General features: G+C 62.5%; 16 protein-coding genes and 1 pseudogene. 9 read left to right on the top strand and 8 right to left on the bottom strand.

Translation table 11 applies throughout. The features are described 5' to 3' along the window. Window positions 1-13: 13 nt before the first annotated feature. Together BUS42_RS22415 and BUS42_RS22410 are read right to left on the bottom strand one after the other, a co-directional pair. Window positions 14-1,177: a glycosyltransferase family 4 protein gene (locus tag BUS42_RS22415; protein WP_074309838.1), complete on the bottom strand. Its 1,164-nt coding sequence runs from the start codon at window positions 1,175-1,177 to the stop codon at window positions 14-16. 30 nt (window positions 1,178-1,207) lie between these two features. Beyond that, a complete protein-coding gene (locus BUS42_RS22410) occupies window positions 1,208-1,450 on the bottom strand; it encodes a zinc ribbon domain-containing protein (protein WP_074309836.1) in 243 nt (80 codons plus the stop codon). Window positions 1,451-1,776: 326 nt separating this feature from the next. On the opposite strand from BUS42_RS22410, the gene rpsL reads away from it, so the two are divergent. The 4 genes from rpsL to BUS42_RS22390 all read left to right on the top strand — a co-directional run bounded on the left by rpsL (window position 1,777) and on the right by BUS42_RS22390 (window position 6,069). Then, window positions 1,777-2,172, top strand: a complete 396-nt coding sequence (rpsL, locus tag BUS42_RS22405) for a 30S ribosomal protein S12 (protein WP_015244113.1) — start codon at window positions 1,777-1,779, stop codon at window positions 2,170-2,172. A 39-nt stretch (window positions 2,173-2,211) separates the two neighbouring features. Next, the gene (rpsG, locus tag BUS42_RS22400; RefSeq protein ID WP_015244112.1) at window positions 2,212-2,685 is read left to right on the top strand and encodes a 30S ribosomal protein S7; all 474 of its coding nucleotides are present in this window, start codon (window positions 2,212-2,214) and stop codon (window positions 2,683-2,685) included. 444 nt (window positions 2,686-3,129) lie between these two features. After that, complete coding sequence (locus BUS42_RS22395; protein ID WP_074304734.1) at window positions 3,130-4,497, top strand: transposase; 1,368 nt, start codon at window positions 3,130-3,132, stop codon at window positions 4,495-4,497. 204 nt (window positions 4,498-4,701) lie between these two features. Beyond that, complete coding sequence (locus tag BUS42_RS22390; protein WP_074304734.1) at window positions 4,702-6,069, top strand: transposase; 1,368 nt, start codon at window positions 4,702-4,704, stop codon at window positions 6,067-6,069. Window positions 6,070-6,163: 94 nt separating this feature from the next. Here the strand turns inward: BUS42_RS22390 and BUS42_RS22385 are convergent, their stop codons facing one another. After that, complete coding sequence (locus tag BUS42_RS22385) at window positions 6,164-7,345, bottom strand: serine hydrolase domain-containing protein (protein WP_074309834.1); 1,182 nt, start codon at window positions 7,343-7,345, stop codon at window positions 6,164-6,166. A gap of 290 nt (window positions 7,346-7,635) precedes the next feature. Between BUS42_RS22385 and BUS42_RS22380 the strand changes: the two genes are divergently transcribed. Further along, entirely contained in the window at window positions 7,636-7,962 is a 327-nt protein-coding gene (locus BUS42_RS22380; protein ID WP_074311355.1) for a hypothetical protein, read from the top strand. A gap of 114 nt (window positions 7,963-8,076) precedes the next feature. Here the strand turns inward: BUS42_RS22380 and BUS42_RS22375 are convergent, their stop codons facing one another. Continuing rightward, window positions 8,077-8,970: a serine hydrolase gene (locus BUS42_RS22375; RefSeq protein WP_254053667.1), complete on the bottom strand. Its 894-nt coding sequence runs from the start codon at window positions 8,968-8,970 to the stop codon at window positions 8,077-8,079. A gap of 238 nt (window positions 8,971-9,208) precedes the next feature. Further along, window positions 9,209-9,988: pseudogene (locus tag BUS42_RS22370) on the bottom strand (IS110 family transposase); the annotation flags it as partial. An 820-nt stretch (window positions 9,989-10,808) separates the two neighbouring features. Between BUS42_RS22370 and BUS42_RS42945 the strand changes: the two are divergent. Then, window positions 10,809-11,267 (top strand): hypothetical protein, encoded by a 459-nt coding sequence (locus BUS42_RS42945; RefSeq protein ID WP_143206431.1) that lies wholly within the window; start codon window positions 10,809-10,811, stop codon window positions 11,265-11,267. A 184-nt stretch (window positions 11,268-11,451) separates the two neighbouring features. Here BUS42_RS42945 and BUS42_RS22355 read toward each other — a convergent pair whose 3' ends face one another. Beyond that, the gene (locus BUS42_RS22355) at window positions 11,452-13,077 is read right to left on the bottom strand and encodes a hypothetical protein (protein WP_074309824.1); all 1,626 of its coding nucleotides are present in this window, start codon (window positions 13,075-13,077) and stop codon (window positions 11,452-11,454) included. 10 nt (window positions 13,078-13,087) lie between these two features. Continuing rightward, window positions 13,088-14,173, bottom strand: a complete 1,086-nt coding sequence (locus BUS42_RS22350) for a trypsin-like peptidase domain-containing protein (RefSeq protein ID WP_074309822.1) — start codon at window positions 14,171-14,173, stop codon at window positions 13,088-13,090. A gap of 734 nt (window positions 14,174-14,907) precedes the next feature. Here BUS42_RS22350 and fusA point away from each other — a divergent pair. After that, on the top strand, window positions 14,908-17,016 hold the full coding sequence (gene fusA / locus BUS42_RS22345; protein ID WP_074309820.1) for an elongation factor G: 2,109 nt from the start codon (window positions 14,908-14,910) through the stop codon (window positions 17,014-17,016). 117 nt (window positions 17,017-17,133) lie between these two features. Here the strand turns inward: fusA and BUS42_RS22340 are convergent, their stop codons facing one another. Then, complete coding sequence (locus BUS42_RS22340; protein WP_074309818.1) at window positions 17,134-17,796, bottom strand: Uma2 family endonuclease; 663 nt, start codon at window positions 17,794-17,796, stop codon at window positions 17,134-17,136. A 348-nt stretch (window positions 17,797-18,144) separates the two neighbouring features. On the opposite strand from BUS42_RS22340, the gene rpsJ reads away from it, so the two are divergent. Then, a complete protein-coding gene (rpsJ, locus tag BUS42_RS22335) occupies window positions 18,145-18,477 on the top strand; it encodes a 30S ribosomal protein S10 (protein ID WP_015244106.1) in 333 nt (110 codons plus the stop codon). 259 nt (window positions 18,478-18,736) lie between these two features. Next, window positions 18,737-19,369 (top strand): 50S ribosomal protein L3, encoded by a 633-nt coding sequence (rplC, locus tag BUS42_RS22330; RefSeq protein ID WP_074309816.1) that lies wholly within the window; start codon window positions 18,737-18,739, stop codon window positions 19,367-19,369. Window positions 19,370-19,416 lie beyond the last annotated feature (47 nt).

Here is a 19,416-nt window from a genome sequence, read left to right as displayed (position 1 = left end):
CCCCTCCACGCCGTCATCGGGCACCACGGCGTGACGCCAAGGCGTTAACCAGCAAATCGTTGGCGGCCTGCCAGCGGTAGGACTCGGCGATCTGGCGTCCCAGATGGGCGCGACGAGCACGCTCGTCCGACTGATCGAGCAAGTTGCGCAGGGTGGCCAGGAGCGAGTCGTCGCTTTCAGGGTCGAAGTACCAGCCCGCCGCGCCCCCGATCTCGGGGAGGGCGGTCGAGTCGGCCAGGGCCACCGGAATGCCTTGCGCCATGGCCTCGACGGCGGGAATACCAAAACTCTCACAGAGCGAGGGGAAGACCAGGGCCGTGGCCTCGGCGTACGCGGCGCGGAGCAGCTTGCCCTGGCGGTAACCCGGCATCCGCACGACCGCGCGAGGGCCAAGAGCCGAGATCGCCTCGCGCAAGAGCCGGTCCTCGGAATCCGACCCTGCCCCCAGGAGCACCAGCGCCAGGTCGCCTCCGACCACCTCGGGCAACCGCCCGGCGACGCGAACGAGGCGGGCCAGGTTCTTCCGGGGCTGGAAATTGGCCACCGAGATCAAGTAAGGGAGGCCGCGCGGCAACTCCAGGTCGGCCCGAACGGCCGCCCGCTCGGATTCGCTCGCCGGTTCAAAGAAGAGGTCCTCCGCGCCATTGGGCACGTATTCCACCCGCCCCTGGCATTCGGGGAAAGCCTCAAGAAGTTGCTCGGTATTGAACCGTGAGACCGAGAGGATCAGGTCGGCCTGGCCGAAAGTCTCGCGCAACCGGTGGCGGAACTTCGGGTGGCTCCGGAGGTTCTGCAAAACGTCGTGGCAGGTCACCGCTCGTCGCGCCTTCCGGGTGGGTACCGCGTACTCGGCCGGGCAATAAACCCAATCGACCTCTTTCGACCAGAGTTCGATCGGGGGCCAGGAGCAGAGCCGCCACCACCGCAGGGCGTCGCGGGTCCGCACCGGCAGTTCCCTACGCGGGAGTGAACCCAGGCTCTCCCAGTAGACGAGGCCATCGGGCTCGCTGATCCGTCCCGAGAGCACGCTCAAGGCGACCTCAGGCCGCTTTGCCAGCCGCTCGAGTTGGGCCAAGGCATGGCGGGTGACACCGGTCGGTCCCCGGCAGGCGTCCATGTCGTAAACGAGGGCGACCCGCATCGCAGCCGGCGTCCCTGCCGTCGGTTCAGCCACCATGTCCGCCGTTCCTCCTGGCAGCGTTCGGCCTCACCATCGCCAGACCCACCCCAGCACGACGACCATGCTCAGAAGGAAGCCCAGCACAAACCACCAGGGATAGCGCCTTGGGGCGTCCTCCACCGAGAGATAGTGGCCACAGTAAAGGCAACGCTCCGCCTCCTCATAGACTGACAGGCCGCAGTAAGGACAGGGAATCGTGTCATCATCATCGTCCGGCTCATCGGGATATTCCGAGTCGTCGAGATCAGCCTCATAGTCGCGGTCATACATGCAGCATTCCCCCGGCCGCAAATCGTAGGGCAGGGGGACTCTCCATGTCAATTCGGTCGCCCACTCCCGCCCCGCCGGCACGCTCGGGAGCGGCTCCGGCTCGTCTGGGCAAGCGCTCCCGATCGCACCGCATGTTTGTCTTGACTCGTCTTGACAGGTCGAAGTAAGGCGTTACACTACTTGCTTCGCCGTTGTCCGGCCATTGCTTCGTCTTGCGCAGCGGTTCGGTGCACGGACCTGTTCAAAATGCGCCAGAGCACTCTCCCAGCGACAGGATCGACCCCGGCAAGGGAGTGACCGGCCGGGAAGAATGGAACTATCGACTCATGCCCACGATCAACCAGCTCGTCCGTAAGCCACGCAGGCCGGTGGTCTACAAGACCAAGTCGCCGGTGCTCGAAGGTTGCGCGTTCAAGCGCGGGGTCTGCCTCCAGGTCAAGACGATGACCCCCAAGAAGCCGAACTCGGCGTTGCGTAAAGTGGCGCGCGTCCGGCTTTCTAATGGCAAAGAAATCACGGCGTACATCCCCGGCGAAGGTCACAACCTTCAAGAGCACTCGATCGTGCTGGTCCGGGGCGGCCGTGTTCGCGACTTGCCGGGTGTCCGTTACCACATCGTCCGCGGCGTCCTCGACAGCCTCGGCGTGGCAGATCGTAAACAAGCTCGCTCCAAGTACGGAGCTCCCGCCAAAGCTGCCGCGCCGGCCAAAAAGAAGAAGTAATACACAAACGACCTTCAGGTATCCCCAGGACGAACGCGCATGTCCCGCAAGTTTACCGCCAGCAAGGCGCAGCTTCGCCCCGATCCTCGTTTCGGCTCGAAGTTGGCCAGCAAGTTCATCAACTGCCTGATGCACGATGGCAAGAAGAGCGTCGCGCAGAAGGTGTTCTACAACGCCATGGAACTCATCGAACGGCGCCTGCCCAACGACAACCCGATCGATGTGTTCAGCCGCGCCGTCGAGAACGTCAAGCCGATCATCGAGGTCCGCTCGAAGCGAGTCGGTGGTGCCACCTACCAGGTGCCGATGCAGGTCAACAAGGTTCGCCAGCAGACCCTCTCGATCCGCTGGATCCTGATGGCCGCCCGCGAGAAAAAAGGCCGCCCGATGGCCATCAAGCTCGCCGACGAGCTGGTCGCCGCCTACAACCGCGACGGTGCCGCCATCACCCGCCGCGAGAACGTCCACCGCATGGCCGACGCCAACAAGGCCTTCGCCCACTTCGCCTGGTAAGACCAGACCTCACGCAGTTCGACGCTCGAACGAATTACTGCCCCGAGTCCTCGTCCTTCATCGGCGAGCGCACGGGGTTTTTTCGTTTCCGGGGGCGGTTCTCGCTCGGCACAGTGGGCTGTCCCATCCCAGCCATTTGCCAGGCAGGTGGACCTGGTCTTCCTTGATATTGAATGATGTGCAAGCCCTGGGTGCCACGGGGTTGTACTCAACCCGTGAGCCAAAAACCTGGGCGATCGCTCACGGGTTGAGTACAACCCCGTGGCACCCAACGTCAGTAACTCGGCGTCGTCAACAACGGATGTAACTCTCACCGGACCAGAGAATTACTGCCGCTCCGTGGCTGCGGTTCGTTCGAGAGAAGGGGGGGCAAAAAATCGCCGTTCTTCGTCATGATGGGTGCGGCTAGCAACCGGCACTCACCTGGATTGAGGAAGAACGGCGATGAAGGCAGCTCGGACGCTGCAAGGCTTGCAGCAACCGCAGTCGTTGATCGGCTATGTCCGACAGTTTCTCACCCCGACGGTCTGGAAGCAAGCCCGAGGGGTTGTTCCTCAAAGGCGGTCGGCGCCGCGGTGGGATCTCCAGCCACTGGTCGTGGTCATGCTCGCCATGACCTGGGCCACCGGCGACTCCGAGTCCGAGAGGTTTGAGAAGGCCCGGGGATACTACGTCGCCTGCCATGAGTCGCGAAGACGCCCGGGAAAGACCCTCGTCGGCTTCCAGAAAGCGATGCGACGCGTCCCCATGCGACAACTCAGGGCGTTGGCCGCGGGGGTTCGGCAACAGATCCACGCCCGACTGGGGTCGCGGCGGATTGTCGACGGCTTCGAGCCGATGGGCTGCGACGGCTCGCGGATCGAGTGCCCCCGCACCCCCGAGTTGGAACGGGGACTCGGGCAGGCCGGCAAGAACGACGCGGCCCCCAACGTCTGGCTGACGGCGTTCGTCCACTTGCCCACGGGACTGCTTTGGTCGTGGCGACTCGGCCCGGGCACCGCGGCCGAGCAAGAGCATTTGAGGCACTTGCTCGCCACCCTCTCGCCCGAGGCCCTGATCGTCTGCGACGCCGCTTATATGGGCTTCGATCTGGTCCGGGCGATCCTCGGTGTCAAGCGATCGTTCCTGTTCCGGATGTCGTCGCGGGTCGACCTCTACACCCTCGAAGTGGCGAACCTGGAGGATTGGACCGAAGGCCCTGTCTTGTACTGGCCGAACTATGTCCAGAAGAAAGGGGAAGCGCCGATCCAATGCCGCTTGATCCGGATCCCGGCCAAGGGCAAGGGTAAGGGGTCGGTCAAACGCGACGTCTGGCTCCTGACCGACGTCCTCGACCCAGCCCGGATGTCGGCGGCGACGGCCGCCAAATTCTACCGCTGGAGATGGCGTAATGAAGGACTATTTCGCACATACAAGCGTATAATCAATAAATTGAAACTCGCTAGCCGCACGGTGGCCTTGGTGCATCGCGAGGCCGAGTTGTCACTGCTGGCCACGCAGATCCTCCTGGCGCATGCCGACCTGGCGCTTCGGCCGGCGTCGGCGTCGGCGACCGATGGCCCAGTGATCAGCCCCCGCAAAGTTCTGATCGAGATCCGCAAGGAGATCGACGCGGCCGTGAAACCCAAGGCCAAGTGTTACCACAAGCGACTCGCGGGCTGCCGCGCCGGGTGCCGGAAGCAGAAGAGCCCGAAAGCCACACGCAAGTGGCCTCGTCGCAAACCGCATAAGCCGCCGAAACCGCCTGTGCTCCACACCCTGACTCAGGAACAGAAAGCCTTGCTAAACAAGCACATGAGTGCAGTAGGATGAGGCATCAGTAATCGACGTTGCGTGGCACCCAACGTCAGTAACTCGGCGTCGTCAACAACGGATGTAACTCTCACCGGACCAGAGAATTACTGCCGCTCCGTGGCTGCGGTTCGTTCGAGAGAAGGGGGGGCAAAAAATCGCCGTTCTTCGTCATGATGGGTGCGGCTAGCAACCGGCACTCACCTGGATTGAGGAAGAACGGCGATGAAGGCAGCTCGGACGCTGCAAGGCTTGCAGCAACCGCAGTCGTTGATCGGCTATGTCCGACAGTTTCTCACCCCGACGGTCTGGAAGCAAGCCCGAGGGGTTGTTCCTCAAAGGCGGTCGGCGCCGCGGTGGGATCTCCAGCCACTGGTCGTGGTCATGCTCGCCATGACCTGGGCCACCGGCGACTCCGAGTCCGAGAGGTTTGAGAAGGCCCGGGGATACTACGTCGCCTGCCATGAGTCGCGAAGACGCCCGGGAAAGACCCTCGTCGGCTTCCAGAAAGCGATGCGACGCGTCCCCATGCGACAACTCAGGGCGTTGGCCGCGGGGGTTCGGCAACAGATCCACGCCCGACTGGGGTCGCGGCGGATTGTCGACGGCTTCGAGCCGATGGGCTGCGACGGCTCGCGGATCGAGTGCCCCCGCACCCCCGAGTTGGAACGGGGACTCGGGCAGGCCGGCAAGAACGACGCGGCCCCCAACGTCTGGCTGACGGCGTTCGTCCACTTGCCCACGGGACTGCTTTGGTCGTGGCGACTCGGCCCGGGCACCGCGGCCGAGCAAGAGCATTTGAGGCACTTGCTCGCCACCCTCTCGCCCGAGGCCCTGATCGTCTGCGACGCCGCTTATATGGGCTTCGATCTGGTCCGGGCGATCCTCGGTGTCAAGCGATCGTTCCTGTTCCGGATGTCGTCGCGGGTCGACCTCTACACCCTCGAAGTGGCGAACCTGGAGGATTGGACCGAAGGCCCTGTCTTGTACTGGCCGAACTATGTCCAGAAGAAAGGGGAAGCGCCGATCCAATGCCGCTTGATCCGGATCCCGGCCAAGGGCAAGGGTAAGGGGTCGGTCAAACGCGACGTCTGGCTCCTGACCGACGTCCTCGACCCAGCCCGGATGTCGGCGGCGACGGCCGCCAAATTCTACCGCTGGAGATGGCGTAATGAAGGACTATTTCGCACATACAAGCGTATAATCAATAAATTGAAACTCGCTAGCCGCACGGTGGCCTTGGTGCATCGCGAGGCCGAGTTGTCACTGCTGGCCACGCAGATCCTCCTGGCGCATGCCGACCTGGCGCTTCGGCCGGCGTCGGCGTCGGCGACCGATGGCCCAGTGATCAGCCCCCGCAAAGTTCTGATCGAGATCCGCAAGGAGATCGACGCGGCCGTGAAACCCAAGGCCAAGTGTTACCACAAGCGACTCGCGGGCTGCCGCGCCGGGTGCCGGAAGCAGAAGAGCCCGAAAGCCACACGCAAGTGGCCTCGTCGCAAACCGCATAAGCCGCCGAAACCGCCTGTGCTCCACACCCTGACTCAGGAACAGAAAGCCTTGCTAAACAAGCACATGAGTGCAGTAGGATGAGGCATCAGTAATCGACGTTGCGTGGCACCCAGCACCGTTGCGTCCCTCCGGTAGTCCATCAGAAAATCAAAAAAAACACACCGAGACCAACGGCTTAGGCGCCGGCCTCATGGAGCTCCACGAGGGCCGTGATCGCCGCGTCGCAGGCCTTGCTGACACCGTCACCACCGGCGTTGGTCGCGACCAGGACCGCGAAATCGCGTTTCGGAGCGATCCAGATCGTGGCATACCACATCGTGTTGCTTCCCGAATGCGTCAGGGCGCGGCCCCCCGCCCAGGGACGGTCGACGATCATCCAGCCTCCGGCGTACTCCGAACCGGGTGGTGGGGTCTGGAGCTTTTCAAACGTCTCCGCCTTCAGCAGACGAGGCTTCCCTTGCGCAGCCCGCATGTGAAGGATGGCGAACTGGGCCCAATCGGCCACCGTGCAGTGAACCGTACCGGCGGGTCCCAGCGCCGGGGCATTGTCCTCCTGCCGCGGTACAAAGCTCTCGCCTTTCGCGACATGGCCCCAAGGCTGGTCCACCTCTCCCTTCGTCCCAGGAGGCCCGAACCCCGCCGAGGTCATCTTGAGCGGCTCGAAGAGCCGCTGCCGCATCAACATTTCCCACGACCGACCCGTCGCCTGCTCGGCCATGTGCCCCGCCAAGGCGTAGCCGACGTTCGAATAGGCGAACTTCGTTCCTGGTTTGGTCAACGGAGCGCTCTGGAGCATCCCGGCCATGAGCACTTTCCGCTGCTCGGTCGTCGATCGCTTCGCCCCAAGCATCCCCCACGGGCCGTTCGCCGGCAGGCCGGCGCGGTGGGTCAGGAGATCCCAGAGCGTTACTCCCCGGAAACCGGGATCGATCTGCTTGGCCCGCGCGGGGAAGACCTCGCCGATCGTTGCCCCCCAGCTCAGTTTCCCGTCATCGACGAGCGAGCCGATCATCGTGGCCGTCATCGCCTTCGTGTCCGAGCCGATATGGACCTGGTCGCTCACCCGGAACAGGGTAGGGGAGCCAACCTTGCGGACGCCCACGACGCCGATCGATTCGAGACGGCCTCCCTGGACCAACCCACCGACCAGCCCGGGCAGGTGATGCTGCTCGCGGATCGGAGCAAGCACTCGGCCAATCGCCTCGCTCGCGCGAACCACCGCGGGCCCCTCGCCGCCCCTGGATGACGAATTCGGCGGCTTGTCCCCCGCCTCTTGCGCCAACCCACGACTCGCACCGGCCCCGTACGCCGCGATTCCCAGGGTGATGTCCCGCAAAAAATCACGCCGCTTTGACATGTCATTCTCTTTCTGAACAGAGAGAGACTCGTTTTTCATTCTCGGACAACGAAACCTCACAGTCGTCCCATTTTTACCGTATTCAAAATAAGAGAACAGTGTCGGGGACTTGGGCATGGTAATCGCACCAAGGTCGCTTCCCTTGCCTGGGTTGAGCCCTGGGCGTTTGCCGTGACCGTCCCGACCTTGAAATCCGAGGTAGGGATTCCCTAAAGTTGGTGTTCCAACGGCCGGATTTCTTGTCGGATCGGACTCCGACGGATTTCCGGCCCTTCGCAGAGGAGCGAACGATGCGATCGAGACTGCGCACCCTGACTCTGACAAGCCTCGTGGCCCTGGGTGGTCTGGTGACCGCCGGCGCGGAGAACGCCAAGGCTCAGCTCATCGTCACCACGCCTGGAGTGAGCGTCGGCCTGGGCACCCCATACGCGGCTTACCCCAGCTACGCACCGGTCGTACCGCTCACGCCGGTCTACCGCCCGATTCCCGTCAGGCCCTTGCCTTACGTCTACGGTCGCCCTGGCTTCTACGGCTCCCGGCAGTTCGGCCCCCGCCCCTATTACGGTCCCCGCGGCGGCAACCGCGGCTGGTACGGCGGTGGCGGCCGCCGCTGGTGACACTCGCTCCCCAGCGGAGCGGAACAGCGGAGTTGAAAAAATAAGGCGAGGGGGATTTGGACAAGCCAAACCCCCTCGCTTTTCGTTGGTGGCACGCCGAGCCACACACTCAGGTCATTGGCCGAGCGTATGTTCGTATACCACGCGAGAAACCCGCGCGATGAGCTCATGGGCCTTCGCGGAGTCCTTGATCCCTCGGGTCAACACGACCAGGACATAAGGCGCACGACCGGCGGGCTCGATGACCCCGGCGTCGTGAGCGATGGCCGTGATCGACCCGGTCTTGTGAGCCACGGGTACGCCCGCGGGCAAGCCCGCCGGAATTCCCTCATTAAACTTCTGGCCGCGAAGGATGGCCAACATCTCCTCCGACGCCTTGACCGAGACGACCCGACGCGCGGCCAGTTGCTGAAGGATCGTCGCCAGTCCCCGGGCGGTCGTCTCGTTGTTGAGACCGCGTTCAAAGGCGCGGTTGTCTTCAACTCCGCGGAGCACGCGGACATCCCCCGCGCCCATCGCCTTCATCAATTCCGACACACGCGGCGCCGTCACGCGTTCAATCAAGAGGTTCGTGGCCAGGTTGCTGCTCTCGGTAATCATCAGCCGGACGAGTTCGCGGACGGGTCGCTCCTCCCCCAGGTGGCGGTAGAGCGTCTTCTCGGAGTCCTCCGCGACATCGAGAGTGAACCGGCTCCCATCAGCGATACTGACGAAGTCATTTTTGAGTCGGATCCCGCCATCAAGGGCAAGCGTTCCCAGCTCGGCCTGGCGGAAGACCTCCATCATGACCGGCACCTTCATGGTGCTCGCCGGGTGAATTCGCTCATCTCCTTTGATGAAGACTTGCTCGCCATCGGCAAGGTTGGTGTAAACCACCGCCACCTCGCCGGCCGGTTCGACGATCGCCCGGAGCGTTCGCTCCAGGTCGGCGGCCTTCGCGGCTCGACCTGGTTCCACGCCGGGAACCCGGTGGGGGGCGATCAGTGCGAAGCCGAGGAGACCAAGCAAAAGGGCGGCGCCCCTCCATCGGCCTCTCACATCATGAAACGAGAAAGTGAGGTGGCGGGTTGATGAGCAGGGACGGAGGGATCTGCGAAGTTGCATTGACGGGCATCCCAATGGCGAAGCTTCAGGCCAACGACTCGACGCCCCAGGTTACTCCGAAATTGACTCGCGGCGTTAGGGGATTCTGTACTGCCATGAAAACCTCGGTCACGCGGCGTCCTGCTGGGGTTCAAGCGTGACTTTATGTCCCGGTTTCTCCAGCCACTTGGGTGAGCGTCTGGCGCCGCCAACGATCGCCTTTGGTCGTCCGGCCGCTCCGCCGTTTCCCGACGCTCTGATCGTTGCCCGGGCTCATCACCGCCCACGAGGCCAGGTGATCCGCCCTCGGGTATCGCTCCATGTCACTCCCGATCTCGGCGACGAGACTCTCCGCCATCCGCTGGTCCACCCCTGGGATCGTCGTCAGTCGCTCCACCGCCGCGGCAAATGGGGGCATCACGGCCTCGATCCTTGCGCTGAACCCCGCGATCAGCCCCTCCAGGGGGTCCAACTGGATCATCAACATCCGTAACATGAAGAGGTGATGTTCGGTGATCGGCCCCTGCAACGCCGTCCGGAACGCGGGCAACTTCCGTCGCAACCGTTGGCGGGCCAACTCGGCCAGTTCGTCCGAATCCTCCTGGCCGGCGATCGGGACACGGATCATCGCTCTTCCGGAGACGCCCAACACGTCGGAGGCCACCGAGTTGAACTTGATGTTGGCATCCTCCAGAGTCTTCTGGATCCGGTTGGCCACCGCGGCCTTCTCCGCCACCAACTGACTCCGCTGCCTCGTCAAGGCGCGCAACTCGCGGATCGACTTCGGCGGTACGAAACTGCCCCGCAACAGGCCGTGCTGGAGCAACTGGGCGATCCACTGGCAGTCCTTGACGTCGGTCTTACGCCCCGGGACCTGCTTGATGTGCTGCGGGTTGACCAGAAGCACCTCGAAGTGCCTCTCCAAGATCTTGAAGATTGGCTTCCAGAAGACCCCCGGTCGATTCCATCACGCCGTGTTCGGCCAGCCAGTCGAACAGAGCCAACAGTTCGCCGGTCATGGTGCCGAAGGTCTGGACCGACTCGCGGGCTCGGCCCGTCGCACACACGCCACGACGGTCAGCTTCTGGACGTCGAGTCCGGCACAGCGAGGATAGATCGTCTCCATGTTCGCCTCCTGAGGCGACCCCACGTCGGAGGACATCGTACGGGACAACAGTCTTTCATGCGTGCTCCGCAACCGGTGAGGGCGACAATCTCGGGTTCGTGGCGGTGTCCGGGTCAAACTGCCCTACAGGCTCGAAGCACCAAAGAACAACGACCTCCGATCCGAGGTCGAGTCACTCGATTCATGACATGGTCGACCCGTGCCGCTTTCATGATCTCTGGATGCCACAGGGCGGCATAACTAACTGAAGCGGCAGACCACGTATGTCGAACTGGGAGCCGACGTCCTGGACCACCACGAGCCGGAGCGGCTCACTCGTCAAGCGGGTGGAGAAACCGGGTCATAAAGTCACGCTCGAACCCCAGCAGGATGCCGCGTGACCGAGATTTATGGCAGTACAATCTAAACGCAACGGAATGCTTACACGACGCAGACTCTTTAGCGCCCTCCTGCTCACTATGATGCATGCCACATTTGACGCATGCGGCTTTGTGGCGACCTCCCACGGTCTTACCTGATCTGGGAATGAATTTCTTGACATCATCTCGCCCGTTTTTTATTATTCAATTTGCCCAAAGCCCCCATTTTTCATTTCTTGTCACGGTTCAAGGACCGTTTCGAAGGAGGGTGCTCGAAAATGAGAGTGCGAATCTTGATCGGCGCGTTGACATGCTTCGCGGGAACATTGTTGCCGGCGTCCAACGTCGAGGCAGCGGGGCCTCTGTCCCGCCTGTTCCACCACGTAGGCAACACCCGCCCCCCACAGCCGGCGACAGCGGTCTGTAATTACTACGGCTACTATTACGACGGTTCGGGCCAGCTTAAGTATGGAATACTCACAAGGATGTCCGACGGGACCACCGTGGTTGCCCAATCCGTGCCTCGGGCGGTGGCTCCCGAGTCAGATCCGGAATTGGAGGCGCTTCGACAGCTGGTCCTCCAGTTACAGGCGAACCTTGGCGTCGTAAATGGGACGGCGACCACCGCCGACAAAAAGGCGACCGCGGCCGACACGAAGGCGACCACGGCCGATGCCAAGGCGGTCGAGTTCAAGAACGAACTGGAGAAGAAGCTCGATACAAAGGTTGACAAATAAGCTCTGGCGAGATGCGACGACCGGAACGCCTCCACCGCTCAGGGACCGGGTTCGCTCAAACCATGGGGGGAGGTGTCGTGGAGACACCTCCTTCCCCGAGATACGTCCCGACGAAGCGGCTCCCGGGTCGAATTACTGGCGGACTAGCGGACCCTCGTCAGCCGAGAAGATGCCGTCGGGCAAGCTATCGGCAAGACGACCATTCTGCGGGCCAAACTACGAAGTTTTGCGAGGTGTTGTTAGGCCGTAATGTCCCCTCTAAACAGATGCTCGCGCCCTTTTTCAAGCCAAGGGGGAACGTGTGGTCGTCGTGCCAGCGGAAGGTCGCCGTATGGGAGAAGTTCGGGCTTTTCAGGCACTCATCACACTGGTCCCCGAGGAGGATAATCATCTCCGCCGGAAAGTCGATGACCGTCCCCGTCCATCGGATGAGTTTCCCTTCGTATCTCGAGATCGTCCATGGTTGAGTCGCTCGTTCCTTGATCAGATCCTGAAACGAGACGGGGCTTTCGGCGGTCCCCGCGAGGGCGACCGTCTTGAACCGATACGGGTCCGCGACAGCCTCCAACTTGTTCCCGTACTCGTCGGACACACCGTACACCTTCAGTTCGTACTCGGTCCCGGGTTCGAGCTTCCCATAATTGTTCGTGTCAATAAAAAGGTATTTTGAAGAGAATCGATTCTGTTCGAGCGACAGCCTGCCTTCCGCCACCAGGGGGGACAATACCTTCCCTTCGACGACTTTGGCCAGCTCGTAATCGCCGCTCACGACCGGCGCATTGAAGTAGACCTTAATCTTCGGCCGGAGCGGGAAGAGCCCGGATTCGGTTTTGTCGAGGATCGACCATTTGTGGAACTCCGGCGGTTGATCGTGGCCTTGCGCCGAGGTGTAGCCCCACTCGCACTCGGCGAGCGGGATGGTCTCGCCCCGCTCGTTCTTGACTCCTTCGAGCGTCACCCGGTATGTTGTGCCGCATCTGAGCCCCTTGGCGTGGAACGTCAGAATGCGACTGGCCGACACGCCCTCCGGGAGTTTTTCCGGGAGGATGCTCCCCGGCGAGTTTCCCGATGAGGCGGTGTCGCCTCCCGCGTCCTTCTTCCGGTCGGATCCCTCTCCGTTCGCGACATCCTTCGAAGTCTTGGTGCTCTTCGGGCCGGACGTGGTCGGCTTAAGGATCAGTTTGGCATCCGGCTTCACCGGCTTGTTGAAGATCACGAAGACCATCGGGTCCCTGGCGAGCTTGTCGTGGTACTTGGGCGGCCAGACGTCGACGATCGAGAGCAGCTCGGGCCGGGTGGCCCAGTAGGTCAGGAGCCCGACGAGGCTGAAAGAAAGGTAAGCATGCGGCAGGAATGGCCTGAGTCCCAGCCGCGGGTCGGGGACGATGCGTGCGAGGGTGGCCTTGCGGTAGGCGGTGTATTCCGCGATCAGGTCCGAGAGCCGCGACTGCTGATCCTCGCCCACACCCCGCTTCATGAATTCCAGCAGGTCGACTACCGTGAACCTGACGTTGGATCGGTCGTATTGGTACAGGCAGCGGACGAGGCCGCTCGCGAAGATTTCGGGAGGGCCTTCGATCGTGACTCGGCCCCTCAACTGCTCGAACTGGTCACCTCCTAGAACCAATTCCAGGAGCGATTTGCGACCGGAATCCCCCTCTTGCACGAGGTGGAACCGCTTGACCTCCTCAATGATCCTGGCACCAGGATAGGCCGGGAATGGATACGTCGGGATGCGGCGGAGTCTGGTCGGTCGCCTCCCGAAGAAGTCTTTGATCTGGGTGCGAAGCATCCGGAAGAATGCGAACATGGATTTGCCCTCACAGCTTCGCGAGGATAGACGGGGCTTTGTCTTTCAGGTCGGCCAGGATGGCTCCCATGGCCGTGCCGGCGTTGCGCAGAACTCGCGACGGACTCCCCGGGATGTCAACAAACTGGCTCGAGTGGTGGATCCCAACGACGGTCGGCCCGTTGAGGTCGAGAATCGGTGAACCGGACGAGCCCGGCTCGGTGCTCGCGGTGTACTGGATGACCGTCGCGTCGGCGAACTCGACGGCGTTATTACGCAAGGAGATCTGCTTGAGGTGTCCGTTGGGATGGCCGATGATCGTCACAGCGTCGCCGCGACGGGACGGATTCCCCCCAAGTTTCAGCGGGGAGCGGGCTGACTCCACGCTGGCAACCTGGACGACGGCGAAGTCCAGGGTCTCATTCGCGTAGAACAGCCCCCCCTCCACGGAGCTTGCGACGGTGACCGGCTTGGGCGCACAGTCCGTGTCGAGTTCGAAGTTGAAGACGAAGGTCGACCCGCGGGCCTGCTCCGCCGTCCTGATCACATGATGATTGGTCATGATCAGATCGGGTGCGACGAGGAATCCCGTGCCGGTCCATTGATGGTTCCCGTTGGAGACCACGACGCGATTGACCGAGTGCGAGGCCTCAATCGCCCGCTGGAGGATATGGATCGGGTAGAGCGTATTCTCGTCGAGGATGAGTTCGCGGAATTTCAGGCTCGAGGGGCCGTCGGCCTCGCCCTGCCACGCCGATCCGTCCATCGCCTTAATGGAGACGGCGGCATCCAGGGGATACTTGTCGAACAGCGAGCGGATCTCGCCCTGGATCTCGACGCCGACCTCGCCGATGACGGCGTTGAGGAAGACACCCAGCGCCTCCTTGCCGTATTCCACCTGCCCGAATCGGGCCAGCTTCGTGATCACCTCGACGGAGGCGATTGCCGGCGGGGTGTCGAGTCCCAACTGGCCTCGGAGCGTCTCGGCCCTTGGCGTCGACCCTAATGCCATCTCGACGAATTGGCGGCGTTCGCGTGCGCTATTCTCGAACCATGCCAGTTTCGAGACGATCTGCGCCAGGCGCCGCAGGTCCTGGGTCTCCAAATTAATCGCCACCGGGCTACCTCATAAATATCGACAACGTGTGCATATCCTCGGTTCGCTCCCATCAAACCACAGCGGCCCGGCGGGTTGCAAGCGGGAAAGGTCGGAGGGCACGCGACGCGGCGTGGGCGGGCGCCACGAAGGTCTTGTACCGCATTGATGACCTTCTGCCCGTAGAGCTGGAATGATCCGGTCCGGCTTGGTTGCCGGCGTACCTTTTCGCCGTGGTCATCTCGCTCGCGATTTGGCTCGCTGCCCTCGTCACGTGGTCGCGTCGCCGCTCCAAGTCGTCGCGAATAAGCGACAGCGAGTCCGAATGAATTAAATCACAAAAAGTGTAGAGTAGGATTCACACATAGGAGTTACGTAGTCGGACTGCATGTAGTGAATGTTTGTTCGCAGTTCGCCAGGTTCCACCCTTTGGACACGGCAATATAACTCGCCCAAGGACTCTAAAATCTCACGCACCTATGAACTGTTGTTCGTGAACTGCGTAATTTCTACCACACCTCATTTTCTATCGAGTCGGGCGGGATGGACGATCGGCCTTGGAAGGGTCCTCTTCTCCGCGGGTCGCCCGCGGTGACAACGGCCCCAACCCTCGAAAGAATCGGAAGGGCATCCCGCCTCGGTTTGTGACTTGCGCTGTGTTTTGACCTCAACCCGGTTAAGCTAGAGCGTTGTCGAATCGAACCCACCGACCCGGCTCCCAGCCCGTTTTTCACGCAACGCAACGGATAGCCACCATGGACACCAGCGACCCAGCGCATCTGCAATCGATCCGAAACATCGGCATCATTGCGCACATCGACGCCGGCAAGACGACCACGACCGAGCGGATCCTCTATTACACGGGCGAGATCCACCGGATGGGGGACGTGGACAAAGGGTCCACGACGACCGACTACCTCGAGGAAGAACGCGAACGCGGGATCACGATCGTCGCCGCGGCCATCACCTGCCGCTGGAAGGACGTGACGATCAACATCATCGACACCCCCGGCCACGTCGACTTCACCGCCGAGGTCGAGCGGTCGCTCCGCGTCCTCGACGGCGCGGTGGTCATCTTCTCGGCCGTCGAGGGAGTTGAGGCGCAGAGCGAAACCGTCTGGCGGCAGGCGACCAAGTATCACGTGCCGCGGCTCTGCTTCATCAACAAGATGGACCGCATCGGCGCGGAGTTCGACCGCGTCTTCGCCGAGATCCAGGACCGGCTCGAAAGCCACCCGATCCCGATCCAGATCCCGATCGGCGCCGGCCCCGAAGGGACGATGGGCGAATTCCAAGGGCTCATCGACCTGATCACGATGAAGGCCCTCCATTTCACGACCGAGGATCTCGGCTCAACCTTCACCGAGGGGGAAATCCCCGAGGCGCTGCTCCCCAACGCCCAGCTCTGGCGGGAGCGGATGATCGACTCCCTGGCCGACTTCGACGAGCCGTTCGCCGAAGCCTACATGGCTCACCTCGAAGGGGCCGAGCTGACCGAGGAGCAGATCATTGCCGGACTTCGCCGGGCGGCTCTGACAGGGCAGGCGCAACCGGTCCTCTGTGGCTCGAGCTTCAAATACGTGGGCGTCCAGCAGCTCTTGAACGCAGTCTCCGCCTATCTTCCGAGCCCACTCGACCGGCCGCCCGTCGTCGGACACCACCCCAAGAAGGGGACCGAGATCGTCCGCAAGCCGAGCCCCAACGAACCGTTCTGCGGCCTCGTCTTCAAGATCACGAACGACCAGCACGGCGACCTCTCCTTCGTCCGGATCTACTCGGGCGAGTTGAAGTCAGGGAGCCGGGTGTACAACCCCGGGCGCGACAAGAAGGAAAACTGCTCGCGGCTCTACCACATCCGCGCGGACGACCGCGAGAAGGTCGAACGGGCCGAGTCGGGGGACATCGTCGGCGTGGTCGGCCTCAAGGACTCGGTCACCGGTGACACCCTCTGCGACTCCGCGCACCCGATCCTGCTCGAGAAAATCGAGTTCCCCGAGACGGTCATCAGCATGTCGATCGAGCCGGTCAGCTCGTCCGACAAGGGGAAGCTCGCCGACACCCTGGGGGCCCTGGCCCGCGAAGACCCGACCTTCTCGTACAAGGTCAACGAAGAAACCGGGCAAACCCTGATCTCGGGGATGGGAGAGCTCCACCTGGAGATCCTCAAGAACCGGATGATCCGCGACTTCAAGCTCAAGGTCCACGTCGGCCGGCCTCGGGTCAGCTACCGCGAAACGATCAAGAAGGCGGTCAAGCGCATCCAAGGGGTCTGCATCCGCCAGACCGGCGGGTCGGGGCTCTACGCCAAGGTCACGATCGACCTCGAGCCCGAAACCCAGCCCAAGGGAGCGCCCGTCCTCGCGTTCGTCAATCGACTCAAGGGGGGCGTGATCCCCGGCGAGTTCCTGGGCGCGATCGAGGCCGGGATCCGCGAAGAGGCCAAGTCAGGGGGCCGTACTGGCTTCCCCTTGGTCGACCTCAAGGTGACCTTGATCGACGGTGACACCCATGACGTCGACTCCAACGAACACGCCTTCCGGTTCGCCGCGGCCGACGCCCTGAGCAAGGCGGTCCAGGAGGCAGGGGCCGTCCTCCTCGAGCCAATCATGAAGCTCGAGGTCGTCACCCCGGAAGACTACCTGGGCAACATCACGGGCGACCTCTCGAGCCGCCGCGCCCTGATCGACAAGACGTTCACCCGCGGCAAGCTGATGGTCGTCGAGGCCCGCGCCCCCCTCGAGAAGATGTTCGGCTACTCGACGGCCGTCCGCAGCCTCAGCCAAGGCCGCGCCAGCTACAGCATGGAACCGCTCGAGTACGCCGCCGCCCCCGACAGCATGCTCGAGAGCCTCGCCGGGGGTTAATCCGCCCAAGGGTGGTCCTTGCCGCGAGTGGTCCCCAGAGCGTTCGCCATGATGAAGCGAACGCTCTGGCAAGGGCAGGGGGGAGTTGTCCTCCCGCTCACCATGACCGAAAAGGAATCAGGGTGTCGGCCTGGGTCCCAGACGCGCAAAGAGCGGTCGAAGCGGAATCCTCAACCCGGTCAGAACGGGACTGCCGTCGAGCTCCTGATCTTCGCCCAAGACAAGCCCTTCACCGGGCGTGGAGAAAACTCGGACCGTCCTTGCCGCAGGATCGACATACCAGACGAGGCGGACACCCGCCTGGAAGTATTCCAGAAGCTTGCGGTCCATCTCCCGCGCCGTGTTACTCGGGCTCAAAACCTCCACGGCAAGGTCGGGGGCGATATCCAGGAACGGAGTGGAAGGAACGCGGCGGCCGGGAAGCCGATCCCACGAAATGAACGACACGTCGGGGATCCGCACGAGACCGGATGCGAGACGCGCCATACCATCGGCTCCTAGCACCATCCCCAGGTCGCCCCGCGCAGCAAAATCGCCCAAGAGACCCGCAATCAAGATCGCCAGGTAGGATTCCTGAATCCCCACAGCCTTCTCCACAAGAACCCCATCGACGAGTTCAAACAACCGCCGTTCGCGATCGCGGATCGCAAGGACATCCTGCTCGGTCGCGGTCCCGGGACCGGGGACCTGCCGAATCCGCCGAAATGGAATCGGGCCGAAATGCTCAAACAGGTCGGCAACCGTCCAATCCGGTCGGGAGAGAGTGGTGATCGTGGCCATGCCAGATTGCCTCAGAGCGAACCTAACTCAACCAGAATAAACCCATGGCGGGAATCAAAACCGACGCGGTAACTCCTCTTCAACAAACGAGAACCAGCTCGCTTAAGGAGAATCATAAAAACCGTCGCCAGCAACCGTCCCAAGTCGCACAATATGTGCTATTACCCTACCCGGAGCGGCCAAGCAAGCCAAGCCAGAGCCTCTTCTCAAAAAAGTCGCACGAGTTTCATTGACTTCGCTCTAGACGGTCGTTACATTCTTACTTTCCCGCGTGACATGCGGGCTGTGATGGTACGTCAAGGGAAGGCCGACGGGTCGGCGGTCGTCGGGAAGCGAAGGGAACCACGCGTGGCGGGTATCAGCAACGAACGGATACGCATCCGGATGGAAGCGTACGACCACACGATTCTTGACCAATCGGCCAAGGACATCGTTGACACGGCCAAGCGAACTGAGGCGATCGTCCACGGACCGATTCCGCTTCCCACCCGGATCGAGCGCTACACAGTGCTCCGAAGCCCGCACATCGACAAGAAGTCGCGGGAACAGTTCGAGATTCGGACCCACAAGCGGCTGATCGACATCGTTCAGCCCACGAACAAGACGATTGACGCCCTGAACAAGCTGAGCTTACCGGCGGGCGTTGACATCAAGATCAAGGCATCCCCCTCCGGGGCTTGATCGAATCAGTCCGCGGACGCTGGCGTGAGGGCCGGGAGCGGGGTGGCCGGGGAACGACGGGGCTTTGGCCCGGTGACGGTCTCGGCGTCGAACGAAGTCAGGGCACGGGAATCGGCCCTCATACTTCATCCAGCAGCGGCGATGCGATCGTCGCTGCGGCCCTCACATGATTCCGCAGAACAAATATTGATGCGAACGACTTCGCCGGGCGGCGGCATCGGGATGCCCGGGTAGGGACGACTGACGACGGAGTTTTGTGATGCGCGTCGGATTGCTCGGCCGCAAAGTCGGCATGACACAGATCTATGAAGCCGACGGCACGGCCGTCCCGATCACGGTCCTGGAGTGCGGCCCGTGTACCGTGCTTCAGGTCCGGACCGAGGAACGGGACGGCTACCACGCCGTGCAACTCGGCTACGCTGACAAAAAGCGAAAGAACGCCACCCAAGCGGCGCGTGGCCACGCTAAGAAAGTGGACGCCGAACCGAAGCGATTTATCCGCGAGCTCCGTCAAGACGGACCCACGGAAGTCGCCGCGGGGCAGACCCTGACGGTCGAGGTCTTCAACGAGATCGGCCGGGTCGACGTCATCGGCACCAGCAAGGGTCGTGGTTTCTCCGGCGTCTTGAAGCGACACGGCTTCAAGGGGCTTCGAGCCACGCACGGTGTGAAGCGAATGCACCGCCACCCTGGCTCCTCAGGCCCGAGTGCTGACCCGGCTCACACCCGCAAGGGAATCAAAAAGCCAGGCCAGTTCGGCAACGCCCGAATCACGGTGAAAAACCTCAAAGTGGTCCGGGTCGACCTCACTAACAACCTGTTGCTGGTTCGGGGCGCAGTCCCCGGTCCCAACGGCGGCTTCCTTACGATCCGCCAGACGAACAAGGTGTAATCGACCGACGGATCGAATCCGCAAACCTGAACCGTGAAGCGATCGAA

The sequence above is a fragment of the Singulisphaera sp. GP187 genome (genome assembly GCF_900129635.1).
Taxonomy (GTDB): domain Bacteria; phylum Planctomycetota; class Planctomycetia; order Isosphaerales; family Isosphaeraceae; genus Singulisphaera.
Note: the sequence above shows the minus strand (reverse complement) of the source record. Positions and strands in the feature narration are given on the sequence as shown.